This is a genomic window from Mycoplasma sp. 1890 (genome assembly GCF_053851615.1).
Window position 1 is genome coordinate 170,830 of the sequence record NZ_JBSQAZ010000001.1, and the last position, 20,540, is coordinate 191,369.

Here is a 20,540-nt window from a genome sequence, read left to right on the forward strand (position 1 = left end):
TTATTTTTTGCGGTTATTTAGATAGAACATTAGCATTTGTATGTCGGAAGGGTTAATTCCACTAATTCTTGTTGCTTGTCCAATAGTTGAGGGTCTAATTTTTTCAAGTTTTTGTCTTGCTTCTGTAGCAAGATTATCTACCAAGGAATAATTTATATTTTCAGGGATTTTTAGATTTTCCAGGCGAATCATTTTTTCAGCAGCTGTTTCTTGTTTTTTAAGATATCCAAATAGTCTTACTTGAATTGTTAATTCTTCAATGAAGGGAAAATCATTTCCTAAGATATCTATTGGGTCTGTCTCAGGATTGGCAAGTAACTTAAGGTAAGATTGGCCATTGATAACGTTATATTTAATGCCTAATTCACTCTTTGAAGACACATATTTATTTTTAAGTTCTTCAATTGTCGTTTGGATAAGATTATATTTATTAACAATTTTTTGATATTCTTCTTTATTTATCATTTTATTGTCATAAGCATATTGGCATAATCTTTCATCAACATTGTCATTTCTTAATAATAATCGATATTCCGAACGACTTGTTAACATACGATATGGCTCTGTGGTACCTTTGGTAACGATATCATCAATTAAGACACCGATATAAGCATCGCTTCTTTTGATTTCCATAGAAGGCATATTTTGAATCTTATTTGCCGCATTAATTCCGGCTATTAAGCCTTGGGCCGCCGCTTCTTCGTAACCACTTGTCCCATTAGGTTGTCCGGCCGAAAAAAAGTTTTCTAATATTTTAGATTCTAGCGATTTATATAAATTAAGCGGATTAATAGCATCATATTCAATGGCATATCCATATTTTTGGATTCTACAATTTTCTAATCCAGGTACCGATCTAATCATTTCATCTTGGACATCGACAGGCATTGAAGTGGATAAGCCGTTAATGTACATAATGTCGCCTTTTTTAGTTTCTGGTTCAAAAAATATGTGGTGTGTTTCCTTGTCTTGAAATCTAACAATTTTGTCTTCAATGCTAGGGCAATATCTTGGTCCGATACCAATAATTATTCCAGAATATAATGAGCTTTTATCAAGGTTTTTTAGCACTATTTCTTTAGTTTTGGCTGTTGTATGAGTTAGAAAACAAGAAGTTTGTTCATCTAATTTTATATTACTTCGCTTGGAAAAACAAAGTTCAGTTTTATCTAGAATTTCTCTTTCTACTTTTGTAAAATCAATACTATCAGTATAAATACGACAAGGAGTTCCGGTTTTTAATCTTTGGATTTCAAAACCATATTTAGCTAAATTTTTGGATAGAGTTGAACTATTTTTTTCACCGTCAGGACCATCGTTTTTAATATCAGTGCCTCGTAGGATGCGTGAGTTCATATAGACACCGGTTGTCATAATTGTGACTTGTGAGTGTATATCGCCGTGTTTTAAAGTTTTAACACCAACACATTTTTTGTCAACTATGATTAGATCAGAAACTTCATCTTCAATTAAAACAATATTATTTTCTTTTTTTACAGCATTTAGAATTATTTGTGAATATTTATCTTTGTCTATTTGGGCTCTAAGCGATCAAACAGCTGGACCTTTTGAAGTATTTAACATTTTAATTTGGATCATGGATAGGTCGGCAAAAAAGCCCTGAACTCCTCCTAGGGCATCGATTTCACGAGTAATAATTCCTTTTGCCGATCCACCGATTGATGGATTACAAGGTAGCATTGCTAAGCGGTTAGTATTTAGAGTTATTAAGGCTACTTTTAGATTTCTTTTTGCTAGTGCAAAAGTTGCTTCGATTCCGGCATGACCACCACCTATTACGATAGCATCATACTGATTGTTCATTTATTAAGTACTATTCTTTAATATCTTTAAGTATTTTTTCAATTCTTGCAGCTTCAGGCTCAACTTTATCAATTAAAAATACTAGTTCTGGTAATTTTTTATATTTTCAACTTTTAGCTACAACTGAACGAATAAATGGCGCCATTGAAGTCACTTTGTCAAAGTATCTTTCCTTGTCTTTAAATAAGGTTATATATACTTTAGCATGTGATCCATCGTTTGATAAAATTACGTCGTTAATTGAGATGTTTGTTACATCAAAATCTTTTAATTCAAAAAAACTATTTCCAATTAATTCTAATAATAATTGAGTTTTTCTTTCATGCATAATTGCGTTCATATTATACTAATACATCCTCATAAAATTTTAATTCATCATCTATATCTATTTTATCAAAATCTTTAATATGGGTACCAAAATCAAAGCCTTTTTCGACAACTTTAACATCATTTTTTTCTCTTTTTAAGGAGCTTATTGAGCCCTTAAAGATACTTTTGCCTTTTCTAATTACTTCAACTTTGCAAAGTTCTTTCGCTTGTCCTTCAAGCATCATGCAACCTGCAATTGTTCCTACTTTCGAGTAGAAAAAAAGTTTTATAACAACAGCCTGTCCAATTAATTTTTCTTCATAAACTGGTTCTTTTAAGGTATTTATAATTGCTTCTATTTCCTCAACAATTTTATAAATAATGTTATGAGAAACAATTTTTATTTTTTTAGTTTCAGCTAGTTTTTTAATTTCGCTTGATGTGCTAATGTTAAATAGATAAATTCTTGAATTAGATGCTTCAGCTAAGAGTAAGTCCGCTTTAGTTAGCTCTCCCGCTGTTGCTCTAATAACATTAACAGAGATTTCATCATTTTTTAGTTTAGATAGCGTTTGTTTAATTGCTTCAGCAGTCCCCTGAACATCAGTTTTAATAATTATGTTTAAGGTTTTTTGTCCATCTTTTATAGTGAAGGAATTTCTTTCGCTTAATTCTTTTTGTTTATTAATAAAAGATTTTTCTTCTGCTAGCTTCTTAGCGAATTTTTCATCACTAATTACAATAAATCTATCACCTGATGAGGGATTCTTATTGAGACCTGTAATTATGCAAGGTGTGCCTGGTAAGACTTTTTGCAATGGTTTTCCCTCGGTTGAGGTTAAGCTTCTAATGTTTCCATATTGACCACCAGCGACAATAAAATCTCGGGGCATAAGAGTACCATTCTCAACAATAACCGTTGACACTACCCCTCTACCTTTATCAATCTTTGATTCAATAATAGTTCCAAAAGGATCGCGATTCAGATTTGCCTTTAGGTCTAGTAAATCAGCTTGAAGAAAAATAGATTCTAATAAAGCATCAATATTATTATTCATCATTGCTGAACCATAAATGAATTGGTTTTCGCCTCCTCATTCTTCACAAATAATATTATGCTCGCTTAGTTGGCTTTTAATTTTCTCAGGATCTGCATTTGACTTATCCATCTTATTAACAAAGATAATAATTGGCACATTGGCAGCTTTCGCATGATCGATTGCTTCAATAGTTTGCGGTTTAACACCGTCATCTGCAGCTACAACAATGATAACAATATCAGTTACCCTAGCCCCTCTCGAACGCATTTCAGTAAACGCTTCGTGTCCAGGGGTGTCAAGAAAGGTAATTTTTCTACCATTGTATTCAACTTGATATGCACCAGTATGTTGGGTAATCCCACCAAATTCTGTTGAAAGAATGTTACTTTTTCTAATTTGGTCAATTAGTGTTGTTTTACCGTGGTCAACATGGCCCATAATTGTTACAATGGGAGGGCGTGTTGAAAGGTCGTTTGGATCATTAATAACTTCAAGTTTATCAAATAAATTTTCAGCATCAACTGATTCTTCTTTTTGAAAATCAAGATTATAATGTAAACATATTTCCGCAATTTCTTCTTCATTTAAGAAGGTGTTAATATTTTTCATTATTCCTTTTTTAAAGAAGTAGGTTAAAATTTGCGCAGCAGTTTGGTTAATTTTTTGACTAAATTCACAAACTGTTAGTGGACCTGTAAAAATAAATACACCATTTTTGACTTTTGCTTCTACAACGTTTAATTTTTCTTTAATATTGTCTACATTTGAAATTCTTTTGTTACATTTTTGCTTAGCCATATATTCACCTCATTTCATAATTTTTTATAAATACAATCATCAATATTTTGTCTAAATGCTTTATTTAGTAAATGTTTTTTAAAAAGGGTTTCGATTTGTTCCTCATTATCTAAACAGTATGTTCCTCGACCACCTAGTTCAATGTTTGGATCAAAATAAAATTCATTATTAATTTTTGCAAATCTAACTAAGTTTTTTATAGGATAAATTTTTCCATCAACAATAGATTTACGACTATATTTTTTATCAATCTTCATCATTTAAATCACCTAAATCTAAATTCTCTAAACCAGCACTTAGGTCATCATCTTTTTTGAAGTCCTTCATTTTTGTTTGAGTTATTTTTTCATAGTCGGCTTCGATTTTTGCTTTGTCTTTAATTTCATTTTGTTTAGTGTTACCTGAGTATACATCTAAATATTCCATTTCTTCGTTTTCTAATTCATTTTGCATATCAATTCATGTTCTTTCTATTTCCTCATCAGAAATAGATTCATATAATTGTTTTTCAAAAATATGATCTGTTTGTTGTGCTTTTTGTCTAAGCTCAGCTAGGTCTTGGTCAAATTCTGATATATTGAATGTATTATCAAAGAATGATTCATTGGATTTCTTAGAATTTCTATGATTACTAATTGGTTTTAGATTTAACTTTTGACCTACATATTTTAATTTAGCTTCTTCTTCAGTAATATTTGCATTTTTAAATGAATATTTTATTTGGAGTTGATCGGCTTGCGCTTGGCTAATTATGTCCAAACGGCTTCTTGTTAATTCTGAGGCAAGTCGAACATTTTGCCCTTTTTTACCAATTGCTAAAGTATGTTGAGCATTAGGAACAATAACAATAAAACTATTGAACTGCGGAGTTGAACCTTCTTTTTCGACAATATCAATAACTCTTGAAGGACTAACAGCATTCATTACAAATTTCTTTTTGTCCTCATCATATAATACAACATCAATTTTTTCGTGGTTTAGTTGTTTTGAAATAGCTTCAATTCTAGCTGAATCTGTTCCGATTACTGTGCCTAATTCTTCGAGAGCAAAAGGCGCTTTTTCTGTTTTTCTTATGGCAACTTTTGCTCTTTCCCCTGGTATTCTAACAACCTTAATAATTTCAATAAATCCCTCAGCAATTTCTGGTATTTCTTGTTCGAATAATTTATTTATTAATTTAGATTCAACTGAGGATACTAATATTTGTGCATTTTTAGATTCAGGTTTTACTTCTTCAATATAAACATCTAACAAATCGCCGGCTTTTAGATTGGATAATAATCTTAAATTGCTTGTAGATGGTGGCATATAAGCAACAGTTCCATCACGAAATTCCATGAGTGTGCCAGTTTTGGTAATATTTGTTATTTTACCTTTAACTATAGTACCTATTAAGCTACTATATTTATTAAAGGTTAATTGTTTTTCCAATTCTCTAATTTGTTGGTTGAAGATACTTAGAATTTTTTGATAATCACGTTTATGGAATAATTCGAAATCTATTTCCTCGGCAATGATATCGCCCTCCTTAATATCTGCATTAATTTTTTTAGCATCGCTTAAAGCGATTTCAATGCAAGGACAAAAATTATCTTTGTCTTCATATGTTATAGGGTCATTAGTAACGATTTTTGTATGGTTTATTATTTTAAACTGTTTCTTATCTTTATCAATGATAAATTCTAATTCAGCATCAGGATCATATTGACTAAAAATCACTTGTTCAACAGCTTTTTTAAATAAATCAACTACTGCTTCTTCATCAATATTTTTGATCTGTGAAACATTATATATAGCACTAAAAATTTGTGTTGCTTTTAGTTCCGAATCAAAAGTTTTGGTATTCATTTTTATCTCCTTTTTTATATCTTATAATTACAAAAAGGATCGGCCTATGGCCAACCCTTTTTAATCTTAATTAAAAACAGTATAATAAAATTTTAATACATTAATTTATTTTCAAATAATTTTTCCTTGAATTTTTGAGTTTACTTTATCAATATCAATAATTTTTATATTTATGTTATCGCCAATTGAAACTAGTTCATTAGGATGGTTGATATATTGGGAATTTTCCTTCTTCATATTGCGAATATGAATTAAAACATTTTCCTTTAGGCCAATATAGGCAAATACACCGAAGTTGGTAATATTTTGAACCTGGCCAATAATTTCTTGGCCCAGTTGGATATCACTAAATTTTAAAATTTTGTCATTAACAATATATCCTGGTTTATCATCCCTTATATCCTTTCCAGGTGCTAATAAAGAATCAATAATTAGGTCAATGTCATATTGATTTGCGCCTAGGTTTTTAGCTAATTCATCCTTATTAGTTGAAAGCAATATTTCCTTATCGATATTTTTTAAATCAATAGCTAATTCTTTTATTATTCTATCGGCAAGTTCATATAAGTCAGGGTGTATATTTGTCTTATCATAAAATACATTAGAATCATAAATTCGTAGAAAACCAACTGATTGTTCATAAGCTTTAGGGCCTAAACCTTTAACCTTTTTAAGATCAGTTCTTGATTTAAATAAGCCGTTCTCATTACGATAATCAACAATATTTTGTGCTAATGATTTCGAAAGGCCAGAAACATACTCTAATATATATTTGGTTGCGGTGTTTAAATCAATTCCAACCATATTGACTGCCTTTCCGACTTTGAATGCTAATTTTAAAGATAATTCTTTTTGATTAACATCATGTTGATACTGACCTACCCCAAGAGATTTTGGTTCAATTTTAATTAGCTCATTCAAAGGATCTTGAAATTTTCTGCCTATATTAATTGCTGATCTAAATTCTAGTTCTAAATCAGGAAATTCCTCTTGCGCAATTTTTGAAGCCGAGTATACAGAAGCGCCTACTTCGCTAACAATGGCAAATTTAGTGTTTTTGTTTAATTCTTTTTCTCTTCTTATTTTTAATAATTTATCAATAAATTCTTCTGTTTCACGGCTAGCGGTTCCATTTCCAATAACAATTAGATCAATCTCATATTTGTTAAGTATTTCATGCATCTTTTTGACTGCATTTAGAAATTCTTCTTTTGAGTTAGTGTGTGGATGGATAACAAAACCTTCTAAATATTTTCCATTACCGTCTAGCATTGCGCATTTGCAGCCGTTAGTATATCCAGGATCGATAGATAAAATATTTTTATTTTTTGTGGCTGGAGAAAGTAATAAATCTTCAAGATTTTGAGCAAAAATTTCAATAGCTTCTTTTTCGGCACGCTCAAATAAATCTGTCTTTATTTCTCTTATTATCGATGGAAATATTAAACGATCTAGTGAATCCTTTATTGCTTCATTAACAATCTTAGCTGTTCTTTTGTTGATGAAAAATTTGTTGTTTAGATAATAAATGATAACTTTTTCATTGAATTCAATTGTATATGAAATGATTTTTTTGTCTTCACCACGAGTAATAGCTAATACACGATGGTTAGGGATATTTTTAACCTTCTCGCTATAGTCATAATATTGTTTGAATGTTTCTTTTTCGTCATCCACACTTTTCTTTTTTGTTACGATAACACCGTAGTTTATAAGTTGATTTTTAACATATTCGCGAACTGAAATATCTTGTGAAATATTTTGAGCAATTATATATTTAGTTTGTTCTAAAACTTGTTCAACATCTTTTAATGTATCTCCATTAATATATTTCGAAGCTTCTTTAAAAACATTAAATTTTTCATCCTTATTTGTCATAATAAGCTCAGCAAGTGGCCCTAATCCTAACGCAAGAGCTTCGGTGGCTTTTGTTTTTTTGCCTACCTTAAAAGGTTCATATATATTTTCAACTTCCTGCTTAGTTATTGCATCATCAATTTTTTTCGATATTTCAACATCAAGTAGCTTTTTTTCTTCAAGAATTTTTTTAACATATTCTTTCCTTTTTTGAAGTTCTACATCATACTCATAAAATTCGCTAATATTTGCAACTTGTTCTTCGTCAAGACCACCGGTCACATCTTTTCTATAACGTGAAATAAAGGGAATTGTAGCGCCTTCTTTTAATAATTTAAGGGTTTCACTAACCTGCTCATTACGTATATTCAATCTTTTTGCAACATTTTTTATTGATAAATCAATCATAATTTCTCCAATTTTTATTTATTATCTTTAGTACATTAATTATAAAGAAATTATTTTTTAATAGGTCTTTTTAGATTTTTTTTAAAGCAAATTAATTTATAATTTTTAAGAATTATTGAATTGTAGGAAGAATAAATTTATGTTAAAAATTGGCATTATTGCAGAATATAATCCATTTCATAATGGTCATATATACTTAATTAATAAAATTAAAGAAAGATATCCAAATTCGAAAATTATTGTTGCCTTGTCCTCTAATTTTACCCAACGTGGTGAGATTGCTTGCGCTCCTTTTGCAAAAAGGAAAAAAATATGTATGAAATATGGTGTTGATAAGGTTGTTAAGCTAGATTTTGAAACTTCAACACAGGCAGCACACTTTTTTGCAAAAGGCTCAATTGATATGTTAGATAAACAAAAAATTGATATTCTTTTTTTTGGAACATCCGATAGCGATGAAATAAAAAAATATATAAGTGCTGCAAAGCTATTGGATGAAAATGTGGATTTATATAACAAAAATGTTAAGTTGCTTTTAAAACAAGGAAAATCCTTTATTTTATCCTGTTATGAATCGTTAAAACTATTCTTAAAAGAAGAAGAAATTCCGCAAGATATTTTGGGCTTTGAATACACTAAATACGTATTAAAAAATAAACCTCATATTAAACTTGATTGTATTAAAAGGTCAATTTCACATCATTCCGGGGAAACAAGTTCGATTTATGCATCAGGAACAAAATTAAGAGAAATGATAAAAAATAATGAGGATATTTCAAATTTTTCTCCACTAAAAATTAAAAGAGTTAAGAGGATTGAAGATACATATAAAAAATTCCAAAGAATAATAAGACATTGGTCACCAAAAAGAATCGCCAAAATTAAACTGGTTAGTGAAGGGATGGAAAATTTATTTAAGAAAAACATTGATGCTTTATCCTACGATGAATTTATTGATTCTTGTACATCAAAAAGATATACAAAATCACGTATTAAGCGAACTTATTTGTATGTCTTAAAGAAGTGATTTGCTAAAAAAAACTAGTATATTTTTAATTTTAAATTAAAGCGCAATTGAGGAAAAAAAGTTAATTCTAAATTGGATGCAGCAAGTTATTAATACCTCTAGGTATTATTTTTTCATTATTATTGTTTATCAGGGTAATCATAGGCACTTCAGGCGCTTAGAAGGTAAGAAGATACTGGAATAAAGATCACATTTTTTATAAATCATAATTTAGTTTATTGAGCTAAATATTCGAAAAAAATATAATAGGTTATACATTTGAAATTTATAGGATTTATTTATGAGTGACTGGCTATTTTGATGAAGCAACATTTGTGCGAAACAAAAAAGTCTAAACAAGGTCATTTTGTTTCATTTGATCTATCACTGGCATTGTTTTTACTTTTATTGTTGTTGTAATGTCAATATATACATTTGTTGCAATATAGCTAATGTTGTGTCGGGTTTTGCGTCAATTCTTTCAATTATAATCTAGCATCTATAGACCTACAATTATCATATTATTAATATTTTATGATAATGCTCTTAGTGAAATTAACAATGAAGTCGTCACTATTTCTGAATTTCAATAATATAGACATTGAATCAAAGCATTATTGTTTATGTTCGAATATAAACACTTTATTTTTGTTAATAATTGTTGACTTGATCTTGCTAATATTAATACTTGTAGGTTTTATTATCTTTTTTATTTTAGCTTCAAAAGCTTAAAAAAATTTGATTCAATTTATTTAAAATATTTTTTTGAATCTAATCTAGATGAAAAACTTAAATGAGATTTTGTAAAAAAACATTCAGGCGTATTTTCTGAATGTTTTTGCCTTCAAAGTCTATGAATTATTTATTGCAAATTTTTAAATTCTTCTGTAGCATTAACTAGTGCTTCAGCAATCTTTTCTTCTTTCGAGGAATGGCCTGCAATAACAAAATTTAACTTTGATTTGTTTAGATTTTTATGTAAAAGGTAAGCGCCTTCTGGTCTGCAATCCATATCAAATCTACCATGAATAATTATTGTTGGAATATTTCGGATTTTGTCAATATTTTTTAATATATAGTTATCTTCTAAAAAAATATGATTAATAAAATAATGATTTTCAAGTCTAGCTAATTCTAAATTGCTTTTCTTATTAGATAAAATTTCTTCTATTTCTGTTAGTGGATTCATCGTTATAAGCCCGAGTTCTCATTTAGCTCAATGGTATGCTGCATTGTATGCTAATTCAATATTTGGGCTATTTAGATACTTGTGGTATGCCTTGATTAAATTATGTCTTTCTTCAATTGGAATAAAGTTGGAAAATTCTTCATATGCTTCAGGAAAATAGAAAGAAGCACCTTGCTGATAAAGGTAATAATCGTCTTCTTGGCGCCCTAAGAATACACCTCGCAAAATCATACCCAATACATTTTGAGGGTAATTAATGGCATAAATAAGTGACAAACATGATCCTCATGAACCACCAAAAAGTATCCATTTATCAATATTTAACTTTTTTCGCAACTCTTCAATATCGCTAATTAAGTTTAGTGTAGTATTTTCTTTTATTTCGGCAGACGGCATAGATTTGCCGCAACCTCTTTGATCGAATAAAATAATTCGGTAATGATTTGGGTCAAAATATTGGCGATTTGATTCAGAAATTCCCCCTCCTGGACCACCATGTATAAATAAAATTGGTTGACCATTTGGGTTACCTACTTCTTCATAATATATAGAGTGAATATCACTTACTTTTAAAAAACCAGTTTTATATGGTTCAATTGGTTTAAACATAACAATTTCCTTTTAGATAAAATATTAGTACTTAAAATTATATTTTAATATTTTAAAAAGTTAGAGGTTTAATGCGCCCCTAACTCTTATTTTTTATATTAAATAATGTTTGTTTATAAAGTTAACTATTTCTTGCAATTTATTTAAATCCTGTTGAATAAATCCAGATGAGTTTAAGTGCCCACCGCCTTAAAAATAGTTTGCAACTTTTGATACATCATAAGTAGTTTTTGATCTAATTTCACAGCGATAATCACCCTGTTTTCGTTTTAATAATGCTAGTGAAACTTCGGTGTTAGATACTTCTACAAATTTAGCAACAAGAGGTCTTGCGATATCATTTGAAACAATTTGATCAACAATCATATATGTAACTATTCCTTCTTTTTGGGAATTGTTTATTGCATTAAAAATGAATCTGTTTTCTTCCGCATTAAGTTGCATTTTTTTAAGTAAAAGATTATAATCTAGACCTTCCTTTAATAAAAATTCCATACATTTAAAAGTTTCTTGGGTAACATTTCTCTCTTTGAAAAATTCAGTATCAGTAATGATTGCCACAGCAAGGCCTTCGAGAACTTTTTTGTCTGTTTTTAAATTTAGTTCCATAACAAGTTTAGTCATTACCTGTCCGGTTGCGGGTCAAAAATCACCGCCAATTTCAAATAATCATTTGCCTTCCAAAGGATGGTGGTCAATTTTAATTGATTCTTCGGTTTTGACTCTTTGATCAAAGATTCTATTCTTTGTAGATGTATCAACAACCACCTTTAGTGAGTTATTAAAAAAGTCATTATCAACTAATGAAATTTTTTCATCTTCCAAGAACAATAGGTTTCTTGGATAATCGCCGCCAGAAATTCTTACATTCTTATTTTTTAGGTTTATTTTTATAAGATGCTTTAGAGCGACTGCAGATCCTAGGGTATCACCATCTGGTTCAACATGAGTACACAATGTTATATTATTTGCGTTTTTTAGATATTCTCAAAATTTAATAAATTTTTGCTTCATATTTTCCATAATTTAGGCCACCGTTAATGAATAATTGTCAAAATAATGATCAACCGCAATTTTGGCGGATTTTTTAGCTATTTTAGATTTCTTGAATCAGTTTTTCATATTTGCTAGATTTTGAATTGTTCGCATATATGTTGTTTTATAAACATTTTTAACATCATTTTTAATTTTAACTAATATTTTTTTATATTGATTTAAATAGTCTATTTTATTTGTCATTAGCCTTTTATAATTTTTTTCATCTGGAATTAAATCATTTTTTAATCAATAATTGTATATAAATAATTGATCCTTCTTGTGTTTTGCAATCATATATTTTGCATATCTTGTTTCATTTTTGAATTCCTCATTGTTCACAAGAGCAACGGCAAGCGACTTAATAATCATATTTTGTTTAATTAGTTTTTTAAACCAAACATCTTGGCCAAAGAAGTATCCAGTTGTTAGTTTGGAGCGAATGATATTTGAAATTTGTTCAATTGTCAATAATACAATAATGGTAAAAATTAGGTATGATGAAAGCTTGTCTCAGTCTTCAGTTTTGGATGAGTATGTACTGATTTGGAAACCAAAATCACTAGCTCCTACGGCGCCAATTACTACTGTACTTTTGAAGTTGATTTCAACTCTATATAAGAAGTTAGACAGAGATTGCGGTAATATTGATTTAATAACAATAAATTTGACTTTTTGAAATCATGTTGCGCCTAGTGAGTCCAAGGATTGAAACACCTTGTGTGGAATTTTTTCAACTGACTCCATAATTAGTTTTCCAAGCATACCAATTGAATGTATCCCCAGTGCCAAGACCCCGGCAAATAGTTTTGAGTCTTTTGACAAGATTATAAAAAGAATGGCAAAAGTGAACGCTGGTATAGCACGAATAACAATAATAATCAATTTAAATGGGTAAGAAAAATACTTATTAATATTTTTTGCGGCGAGAATTCCTAATATTAGTGCAAAAAACAAACCAATGACTGAGGAAGCTATTGCCACTAGTAGAGCCGAAGCCCCTAATGGTATAACACTTGTTTTTGATGTTTTTCAATTACCACCAAACAATGATCAATCCGGATTGAAAAGCTTATTAATCCCATCTTTGAATTGACTAATTTTTATACTATTTCCAATTTTTCATTCAATTTGTGTTAGCGAAGCAAGGATAAGCGCAAACACAAGAATAATGACAAAAATCTTGAATATATATATTTTTGACTTTTGCTTTTTAAGCTGTTCTAATTGTTTTGCAAATGGAAGTTTTTCATCAATTTGAGGGTGCTTTTGAGAATATTCTAAAATGAATTTTTTAATCATATAGTTTAATGCTTCGATTACTATCATCAAGGCAATTAACACTCATAAAACAATTGACATATGTGATAGGTTATCTGTTATGGCGTATTGGTCAGAAAGAAGTTGTCCAATTGTTGATATTCCAACAATTGATAAAATAGCTGCAAATCTAACAACCATTTCGAATGAGTAGAATCCATATGATACAATTCTCTTTATTAAATAAGGTAAAATTGCGCTTTTAAAGGCAAGAGTTTTATTATTTCCAATCGCTTGCGCTCCCTGAAATGCACTTGTATCATAGGTGTCTAAGTCTTCATATAATCATTTTGTCATTAATGAGCTAACAAATATAGCAATTGAAAACATTGCCGCTAATGATTTTGAAAATAAGAAGAAAAAGATAAATGCGAATACAACTGGGGGGACTGCTCTAATTATCGACATTATTATTCTAAAGGGAAGATAAATTAATTTATCTTTAATAATATTTTTAGAGCTTAATAATGCTAGCGGTACTGATATAAAAATACCAAGTATAGTGCCTAATATTGAGTATGAAATAGTGGTTCATAAATAGGATAAGCTGCGCAAGAAGGTTGCATAAGGCGTGAACTCTGCAGCTCCGATTTGCGCCTTTTTATTAGTCTCAAAAAAGTGCGAAATATGGTTTCAAAAAGCTTTTCAGTTTTGAAAATCAGGTTTAATAGCAGCTATTATTATTACAACCAAAATAAAGATTAGTGCACCACCCAAGATTTTGAACCAAGGGAACTTTTTAGTTACCTTTTGGCCATTGATGTCAACGAATTTAGGATTAAAGTAATTTGTTACTGATTCACTAAATAATTTTAGTTTGCTTTTATATTCAATAGGACCGCTAGATTTGCTTTGCTGTTTATCCATTTCTAGATTTCCAATTTTTTAATTTTTTCTTTAATTTCATTTTGAATAATTAGTCTTTTTCTACGGTTTTCATTGAATTGTTCTTCATCAAATTGTTCCAATTTTTTTCCATATATTTCTTTTAATTGTTCTAAATTAACTTTATCTCAACTATCATTAAAAATAATTTTGCCTTTTTTTACTCCTATTATTCGATCTGCATATTGTAGGGCTAGATCAACATGATGGAGATTTGCAATTATGGTAATTTTTTCAGATTTGTTAGCTATTAAAAAACCATCCATAACACTTTTAGCCATAATCGGATCAAGTGCCCCTACAGGTTCATCTGCAAGAATAATTTTTGGTTTTTGGGCTAGAGTACGTGCTAAGGCCACACGCTGCATCTGACCGCCTGATAAATCTTTTGCTAAATCATAAGCATTTTCTAGAATATTAACTTTTGCTAAACATTGATATGCTAGTTCAATATCGCTTTTACTATAAAATCCAAAAAACGCTCTAAATAAATTCATTTGCGGTAATCTTGCCGAGAGAACATTTTGTAGTACAGTGATGTTTTCAACTAGATTATAATTTTGAAAGATAATTCCAATTTTTGTTCTAAATTGTCTTAATTTTTTTCCTTTTAATTCATTAACATTGTAAGGCCCAACCGTTAATTTTCCTGAGGTAATGGTATTTATTTTGTTTACTGTTTTAATTAGTGTGGTTTTTCCGGCTCCCGATAGACCAATAATCGCAACAAACTCGCCTTGATTAATTGAAAGATTTACATCAATTAAGCCCTTAGTTCCATTAGGATATGTTTTTGATACATTATCTCAGTTTATATTTCAATTATTATTAGTATTTTGTTGTATGTTGCTAATACTTTTCATTTTTAAATTTTTATTCATAATTAAGTTTTATATTAAATTAAGTTTTTGTATTATTCTAAGAAAGATTTAAAGCCTTCAAAATGTTTTTTAAATCATTGTTCAGGGTATATATATGAGGCGGCTGATGTTGTTGAAGTATAACCATAAATTACATAATCCCTTACTTCTGATCATTTTAGTTTTCAATTAGAACCTTGTTCTTTTAGGGCTTTAATAACAATTTTGTAAATTTCAGAATCTTTGCGAACATAAATATATGAACGATAGAAGCCAACGGTTGGAAGTTCTTCTCCTGTTGCCAACGAATCAATATGTGTTTTTAATTCATCGTTGTATCCGTTTGTAGTTGAATTTGGATTTTTAGATGGTTCCTTGTTGATATAAAGATTATTTTTATTGAATATTTTGTAGTTATTAAATGCTTCAACTAGTAGTTTTTCATCATTAAATTTAGGTGTTGATGGATTCTGCTTGCTTATATATGGGTCAATAATTTGGACATTTCTACCAGCTTGAATAATAAAGCTAGAATCTCCAGATAGCTTAGCTCATGTATCGACGGGTAGAAAGGCGACATCGATCGATTTAGCTTTCAAAGCTGTTGCAGCACTATTGTAATCACTTGAAACACTAATTTCAATATTTTTGATTCCTTTTTCCTTTATTCATAATTGTAGTTTCTCTGTTGCTTTTTGTACTAATGCGGCATCAGAAGAAGGAATGAATTGAATTTTAAGGTTTTTCTTTTCATCAACAGTTGTGAATTTATTTGTTTTTTCATCAAAGGAAATATATTCACTCTCGCCTTTAGGAATAACTTCATAGGCTTTTTTTGAATCTCCATTTATGTTGTAAACGATATTTGCATCAAATCCAACTGGAGCATAGCCATCATGGTTGTATATTTTGAATATACTTTGGATCTTGTTATTTTTATCTAAGTAAGTTAGATTGCTTTCTTTGTTAGAATCTTTATTATCTTTTACTTGTTTGTTTGATTCTTTTATTGCAGCAATTAAAAGTTGTTGAAGAGCCTTAATATCGCCAAGCTTTAAGTCAGATCTCGCCTGAACACCATCATTTGAAATGTGCGATGTAGCCCCAATAACTGCTAGATCATTAGCATGGTCTTTAGCATAAAAACGAGCGTCTGATCATGCTCCAGCAACAGTGATTGATTTGTTAGCTAGTTTTTGCATAGCATCAGCATAGCCCTGGGTTTTTATTGCTTCGACATTGGAATCTGTTGTACATTGTGAAGAAATTAGACCTATAGCCATCGGAAGTATAGAAGCACTAGTTATAACTGAAGGTAGTAAGAACTTTCTGATTGATTTTTTCATTTGTTTTCCTTTTTGTGTGGATTTTCTTTAATATAAAGTATTTAAATTTACAAACGAAATTATATTAAAAACTCAAGGAGCAATAAAAAAACACTTATTAGAAGAGTTTTTTTAAAAAAATTAACAAGTATGAAAAAAAATAAATTTTTTGTGGTGAAAAATTATATTATAAAATTAGTTTTTTTATGAAATTACAATTTTTTCATTTTGCTGCAATTTAACGTAAATGTTAAAAAAAGTTATTTTATAAATTTTGTGTAATCTCATTTGGTTCGAAAATTTAAGATAAAAGTTTAGTGTATTAAAATTGCAATATTAGCAATAGTAAAATCTTCAAATTTTCGCTAAATTTTAATGATAAAAATAAATATTTATATTTGTAATTTATAATAAATATGTTTTTTAGAATGGAGAATTCATGCAAGATAATAAAAAAATTGAGGTTTCATTAGGCCTAGATTTAGGGATTGGTTCCGTAGGCTGGTCACTTGTTAATAATGAAACTAACGAAGTTATTGCGCTAGGTTCTAGATTGTTTGATGAACCTAATTTAGCTGAAGATAGAAGAGCTCATAGATCTCTTAGAAGAAGTATAAGAAGAAAAGCTTTAAAGAAAAATGCTTATGCAAAATTAGTTATTAAATATAGCAAAATGTTTAATTTAGATTTAAAATCTGTCGAAGATGTTTTAAATATTTATTTAAAATCTTCACAAAAACACCCACATATTATAGATTTAAAATACAAAGCATTATCAAAAGAAATTTTATCAGAAGAATTAATCTGAATACTACACGATTATTTAAAAAATCGTGGTATATTTTATGAAATAGAAGAAGAAACCAAAGATAATAAAGGCGGCGATAAGAATAACAGTTCATTTGCCGAATTTAAAGACGATTCAAAATATCCAAGCGAAATTGAAAAAAAATACTTTGATAGATTCGGATTTGTCAAAAACATTGAAGCAAATACAGGTAATTTATTTACTAATAAAAGATGAGTTGCCGAACTTGAAAAACTTTTCGAAGTTCAGTCTAAAAAATATGATCAAAAATTATTTAAAGAATTTAGTGATAATTATCTAAATTTATTTAAATATATACGTTCATTTGAACAAGGGCCTGGCAATATAAAAAGTCCGAGTGAATACGGAATTTTTCAAAGAGATGAAAATGGTGAAGTTATTCAAAAATATACTGTAATATGAGAAAAAACCACCGGAAAATGTAGCGTGTTTAAAAAAGACAATAGAGCGCCTATTAATACGCCAAGTGCAGAAATGTTTAATTTATTACACAATTTAAACAATACAACTTTTTATATTGACGAAAATTCACAGAATAAAATAAATCTAGACAATCAAGTTAAAAAAGATCTAATTTTAAATTGATTTAATTCATTTAAAAACGATAAAAAAGTTAAAAACATAGATAAAAAATCAATTATTAAAGAAATGAAAAAAATTAATAATGATTTAACTACAAATAGTTTTAGCAATGAAGATATCGATTATTATAAAAATCTAAATATAACAAATGAAATCTTAAATATCTTTGTAAAAAATAATTGTATTGCTTCAATGTTTAACAGTGAAAATTTATTCAATGTAATAAGAGACTTAGATAAGCTATATCAACCAATATTTTATAATAGAAGCATTGATGACCGTATCAACAAGTTAAACGATAAAGAATGTATTAAAGTATTCAATAAATATTTATTAAATGACAGTGATATTCAGAACACGATAAAAGATATTGCTCAAAGTTCTAAATTAAAAGGAAATAAAACACATTCACTTTCATACCGTGTTTTTGAACATACGTTGCAGGCATTGTTTGATGAAATTACCAATCTAGAGTCATTAAAATGAAATAAAGAGAGTGATTTATATAAAGCAGTTAGTGAATATAATAAAGAAAATGAAATTAAACTAATTTCAAAAGAACAAACTGGCAAATATTTACAAGCCAATTTTTTAGACGATTTAATTGTTTCTCCAGCAGTTAAAAGTTCAATTAGAGAAAGCGTTAAGGTATTTAACCAAATTATCAAAGAATTTGGAAAAAAATATTTAATCACAAAAGTTGGCCTAGAAATGCCAAGGGATAAAAACGGTGAAGAAGAAGCTAAAAAAATCAGTGCTCAAAATAAACACAATAAAAAAGTTAATGATCTAATTGAAGTGGCAGTAAAAGAAAGAACTATGGATAATTCATTCAGTATTTCAAATTGCTCAGATCATACAAAATTAAAGTTATTGCTATGATTACAACAGGACGGAATTGATTTATATTCTCTTCAAGATATTGATTTAAGAAAAGTTTATAAAGATCCAGGATATACAGATATTGATCATATTCTTCCTCAAAGCAAAAGTTTTGACGATTCAATCAGAAACAAGGTTTTGGTACTAAAAGAGTCAAATAGGCAAAAGAAAAATAAGGTCCCTAAAGACTTTTTATCAATCGAAAAATTTGAAGAGCTAAAAAAATGGTTATATGTACATTGAAGATCAAAAGCCGATAAATATACTTCTAAAAAAGATAAAATCAAAGATTTACCTTGATTTAAAACATACGATGAATTAATTGCAAAGTGCAACAATTTATTGCATGACACACTTTCTCAAAGCGATGAAATAGAATTTGCTTCTAGAAATTTAAACGACACGCGTTATGCATGTAAAGAATTTTTAAGTATTTTAGCAAACTATGCTAAAAATCATGACAATCAATTCACAATAAAACCTATTAGAGGTAAATTTACAAGCATAATTAGAAAATTAGCGAAATTGGATAAAAAGAACCGTGATGAATTTGATCACCATGCTATTGATGCTTCAATATTAGCAATTGCAGCAAACAATATGAAAATGAACCATAATAAATGAGCAATTTTGGAAAACTACTACATTGACAAAGACAACAACATTATTGATAAAGAAACTGGTGAATTTATTTGTAAGCGTTCTGATTTAACTGTCAATACCGAGGATATAACAGATAAAGTAAAAAAATCGATAGGCGAAAATAGACAACAAGAAATTAAATCTAAAGTAAGATTTACAAGAAAATTAACGAAAGATCATAATATCGAACTATTTAATGCAACTTTATACTCTTCTATCAAAGATCCAGATGATGAAAATATAATTTATAAAGTTGAACGTAAAAGTGTCTATGATATGAAAGATTACTTCGAAAAAGAAGATAAACACGATAATGTATTAATGTTCAGAAGTCACCCTCAAGAGTTTAATAAACTTAAGAATATATATCTAGAATATAAAGGTGAAAAAAGTCCTTTTGAAGTTTATATGAATGATTTACAAAAAACATATAATGAATTAATTTCAGAAGAGTATAAAGATTTCTGCAAAAATAACCAAATTTTATTACTCGTTGAAAATAATAAAGTCAAAATGGTTAAAAAATTAAAAATAGTTAGTGATAAAAAAAATATTAACAATGTAGCTTTAAATAAAAATGATAGCAAGTCATTTAAAGAATCATTTAATTGGGTTGCGCTATTGATTTATAAAACAAGAAAAGATAAATATGCTTATATCCCGGTAAATGCAAAAATCTATACATTTGATAACAATAAAAAATCTGATTTTTCTTTAGAAGAAATTTACAATCAAAAAGAATTAAATAGAATTAAAAAAACATTAGACATTCCAGAGGAAAATAAAATAATTGATGTCTGATATAAAAATACGTTGTTTAAAAACGCAATCGATAATCAAGTCTATTATTTATGTGGCGCAGTTTATAGTTCTCAAACTATTGAAGTTAAATACATTTCAAAAAGAAATGTAATAAAAAATGGAGAAAAATTAGAAGAAAAAAGGCTAATAACTACAATTTCTTCTTTTTGCTCGAAATCAATAAAAACAAAAAATAGAATAATTTAAAATATTTTAAAGGTACTGCAGATAAATTTACACAAAATTTACTACACTACCATAACAAACCAATTTTAAAGTTATTTAAATTATTCAAAATTTTTAATAAACACACGTCAAAACTATATATTGTTCATACATTTTTAATTGGTTAATTGGCTTTTTTATTAAATGCGATATAAAAGCTTCTGCGTTATTATTAATAAAGCCAATATTTTTATCATTAATTTCTGTTAGACCATAAAAATTATTATTTATATATTTGCACAAAGAAAATAACAAGTTGGAACGAT

Annotated in this window: 14 protein-coding genes; 2 read left to right on the top strand and 12 right to left on the bottom strand. The window is 28.5% G+C overall.

Annotated elements, in window-relative coordinates; all coding sequences use genetic code 4:
• The 6 genes from mnmG to ACWXVO_RS00610 form a co-directional block, all read right to left on the bottom strand.
• The gene (mnmG, locus tag ACWXVO_RS00585; RefSeq protein WP_456001870.1) at positions 1-1,824 is read right to left on the bottom strand and encodes a tRNA uridine-5-carboxymethylaminomethyl(34) synthesis enzyme MnmG; all 1,824 of its coding nucleotides are present in this window, start codon (positions 1,822-1,824) and stop codon (positions 1-3) included.
• A gap of 10 nt (positions 1,825-1,834) precedes the next feature.
• Entirely contained in the window at positions 1,835-2,164 is a 330-nt protein-coding gene (gene rbfA, locus ACWXVO_RS00590) for a 30S ribosome-binding factor RbfA (RefSeq protein ID WP_438340442.1), read from the bottom strand.
• A 1-nt stretch (position 2,165) separates the two neighbouring features.
• Positions 2,166-3,971 (bottom strand): translation initiation factor IF-2, encoded by a 1,806-nt coding sequence (infB, locus tag ACWXVO_RS00595; RefSeq protein ID WP_438340441.1) that lies wholly within the window; start codon positions 3,969-3,971, stop codon positions 2,166-2,168.
• A complete protein-coding gene (locus tag ACWXVO_RS00600; protein ID WP_438340440.1) occupies positions 3,932-4,231 on the bottom strand; it encodes a DUF448 domain-containing protein in 300 nt (99 codons plus the stop codon). The genes infB and ACWXVO_RS00600 overlap by 40 nt, the downstream gene beginning before the upstream one ends.
• Positions 4,215-5,819, bottom strand: coding sequence for a transcription termination factor NusA (nusA, locus tag ACWXVO_RS00605; protein WP_456001873.1), 1,605 nt, complete (start codon positions 5,817-5,819; stop codon positions 4,215-4,217). Before nusA ends, ACWXVO_RS00600 begins: the two co-directional genes overlap by 17 nt.
• Positions 5,820-5,924: 105 nt before the next feature.
• Positions 5,925-8,084, bottom strand: coding sequence for a helix-hairpin-helix domain-containing protein (locus ACWXVO_RS00610; RefSeq protein ID WP_456001876.1), 2,160 nt, complete (start codon positions 8,082-8,084; stop codon positions 5,925-5,927).
• A gap of 139 nt (positions 8,085-8,223) precedes the next feature.
• Between ACWXVO_RS00610 and ACWXVO_RS00615 the strand changes: the two genes are divergently transcribed.
• The gene (locus tag ACWXVO_RS00615; protein ID WP_456001879.1) at positions 8,224-9,129 is read left to right on the top strand and encodes a nucleotidyltransferase; all 906 of its coding nucleotides are present in this window, start codon (positions 8,224-8,226) and stop codon (positions 9,127-9,129) included.
• Positions 9,130-9,952: 823 nt separating this feature from the next.
• Here the strand turns inward: ACWXVO_RS00615 and pip are convergent.
• The 5 genes from pip to ACWXVO_RS00640 form a co-directional block, all read right to left on the bottom strand.
• Positions 9,953-10,888 carry a prolyl aminopeptidase gene (gene pip, locus ACWXVO_RS00620; protein WP_456001882.1) on the bottom strand — a complete coding sequence of 312 codons (936 nt, stop codon included), beginning with the start codon at positions 10,886-10,888 and terminating at the stop codon, positions 9,953-9,955.
• Positions 10,889-11,077: 189 nt separating this feature from the next.
• Positions 11,078-11,911 (bottom strand): DHH family phosphoesterase, encoded by an 834-nt coding sequence (locus tag ACWXVO_RS00625; protein WP_456001885.1) that lies wholly within the window; start codon positions 11,909-11,911, stop codon positions 11,078-11,080.
• 3 nt (positions 11,912-11,914) lie between these two features.
• Positions 11,915-14,110 carry a PhnE/PtxC family ABC transporter permease gene (locus ACWXVO_RS00630; protein WP_456001888.1) on the bottom strand — a complete coding sequence of 732 codons (2,196 nt, stop codon included), beginning with the start codon at positions 14,108-14,110 and terminating at the stop codon, positions 11,915-11,917.
• A gap of 2 nt (positions 14,111-14,112) precedes the next feature.
• Entirely contained in the window at positions 14,113-14,991 is an 879-nt protein-coding gene (phnC, locus tag ACWXVO_RS00635; protein ID WP_455994513.1) for a phosphonate ABC transporter ATP-binding protein, read from the bottom strand.
• A 50-nt stretch (positions 14,992-15,041) separates the two neighbouring features.
• Positions 15,042-16,334 (bottom strand): hypothetical protein, encoded by a 1,293-nt coding sequence (locus tag ACWXVO_RS00640; RefSeq protein WP_456001891.1) that lies wholly within the window; start codon positions 16,332-16,334, stop codon positions 15,042-15,044.
• A gap of 418 nt (positions 16,335-16,752) precedes the next feature.
• Here ACWXVO_RS00640 and cas9 point away from each other — a divergent pair, with 418 nt between their 5' ends.
• The gene (gene cas9, locus ACWXVO_RS00645) at positions 16,753-20,256 is read left to right on the top strand and encodes a type II CRISPR RNA-guided endonuclease Cas9 (protein WP_456001894.1); all 3,504 of its coding nucleotides are present in this window, start codon (positions 16,753-16,755) and stop codon (positions 20,254-20,256) included.
• 93 nt (positions 20,257-20,349) lie between these two features.
• On the opposite strand, the gene ACWXVO_RS00650 is transcribed toward cas9, so the two are convergent.
• The coding region (locus ACWXVO_RS00650; protein WP_456001897.1) for a hypothetical protein at positions 20,350-20,540 on the bottom strand (191 nt) is incomplete at its 5' end.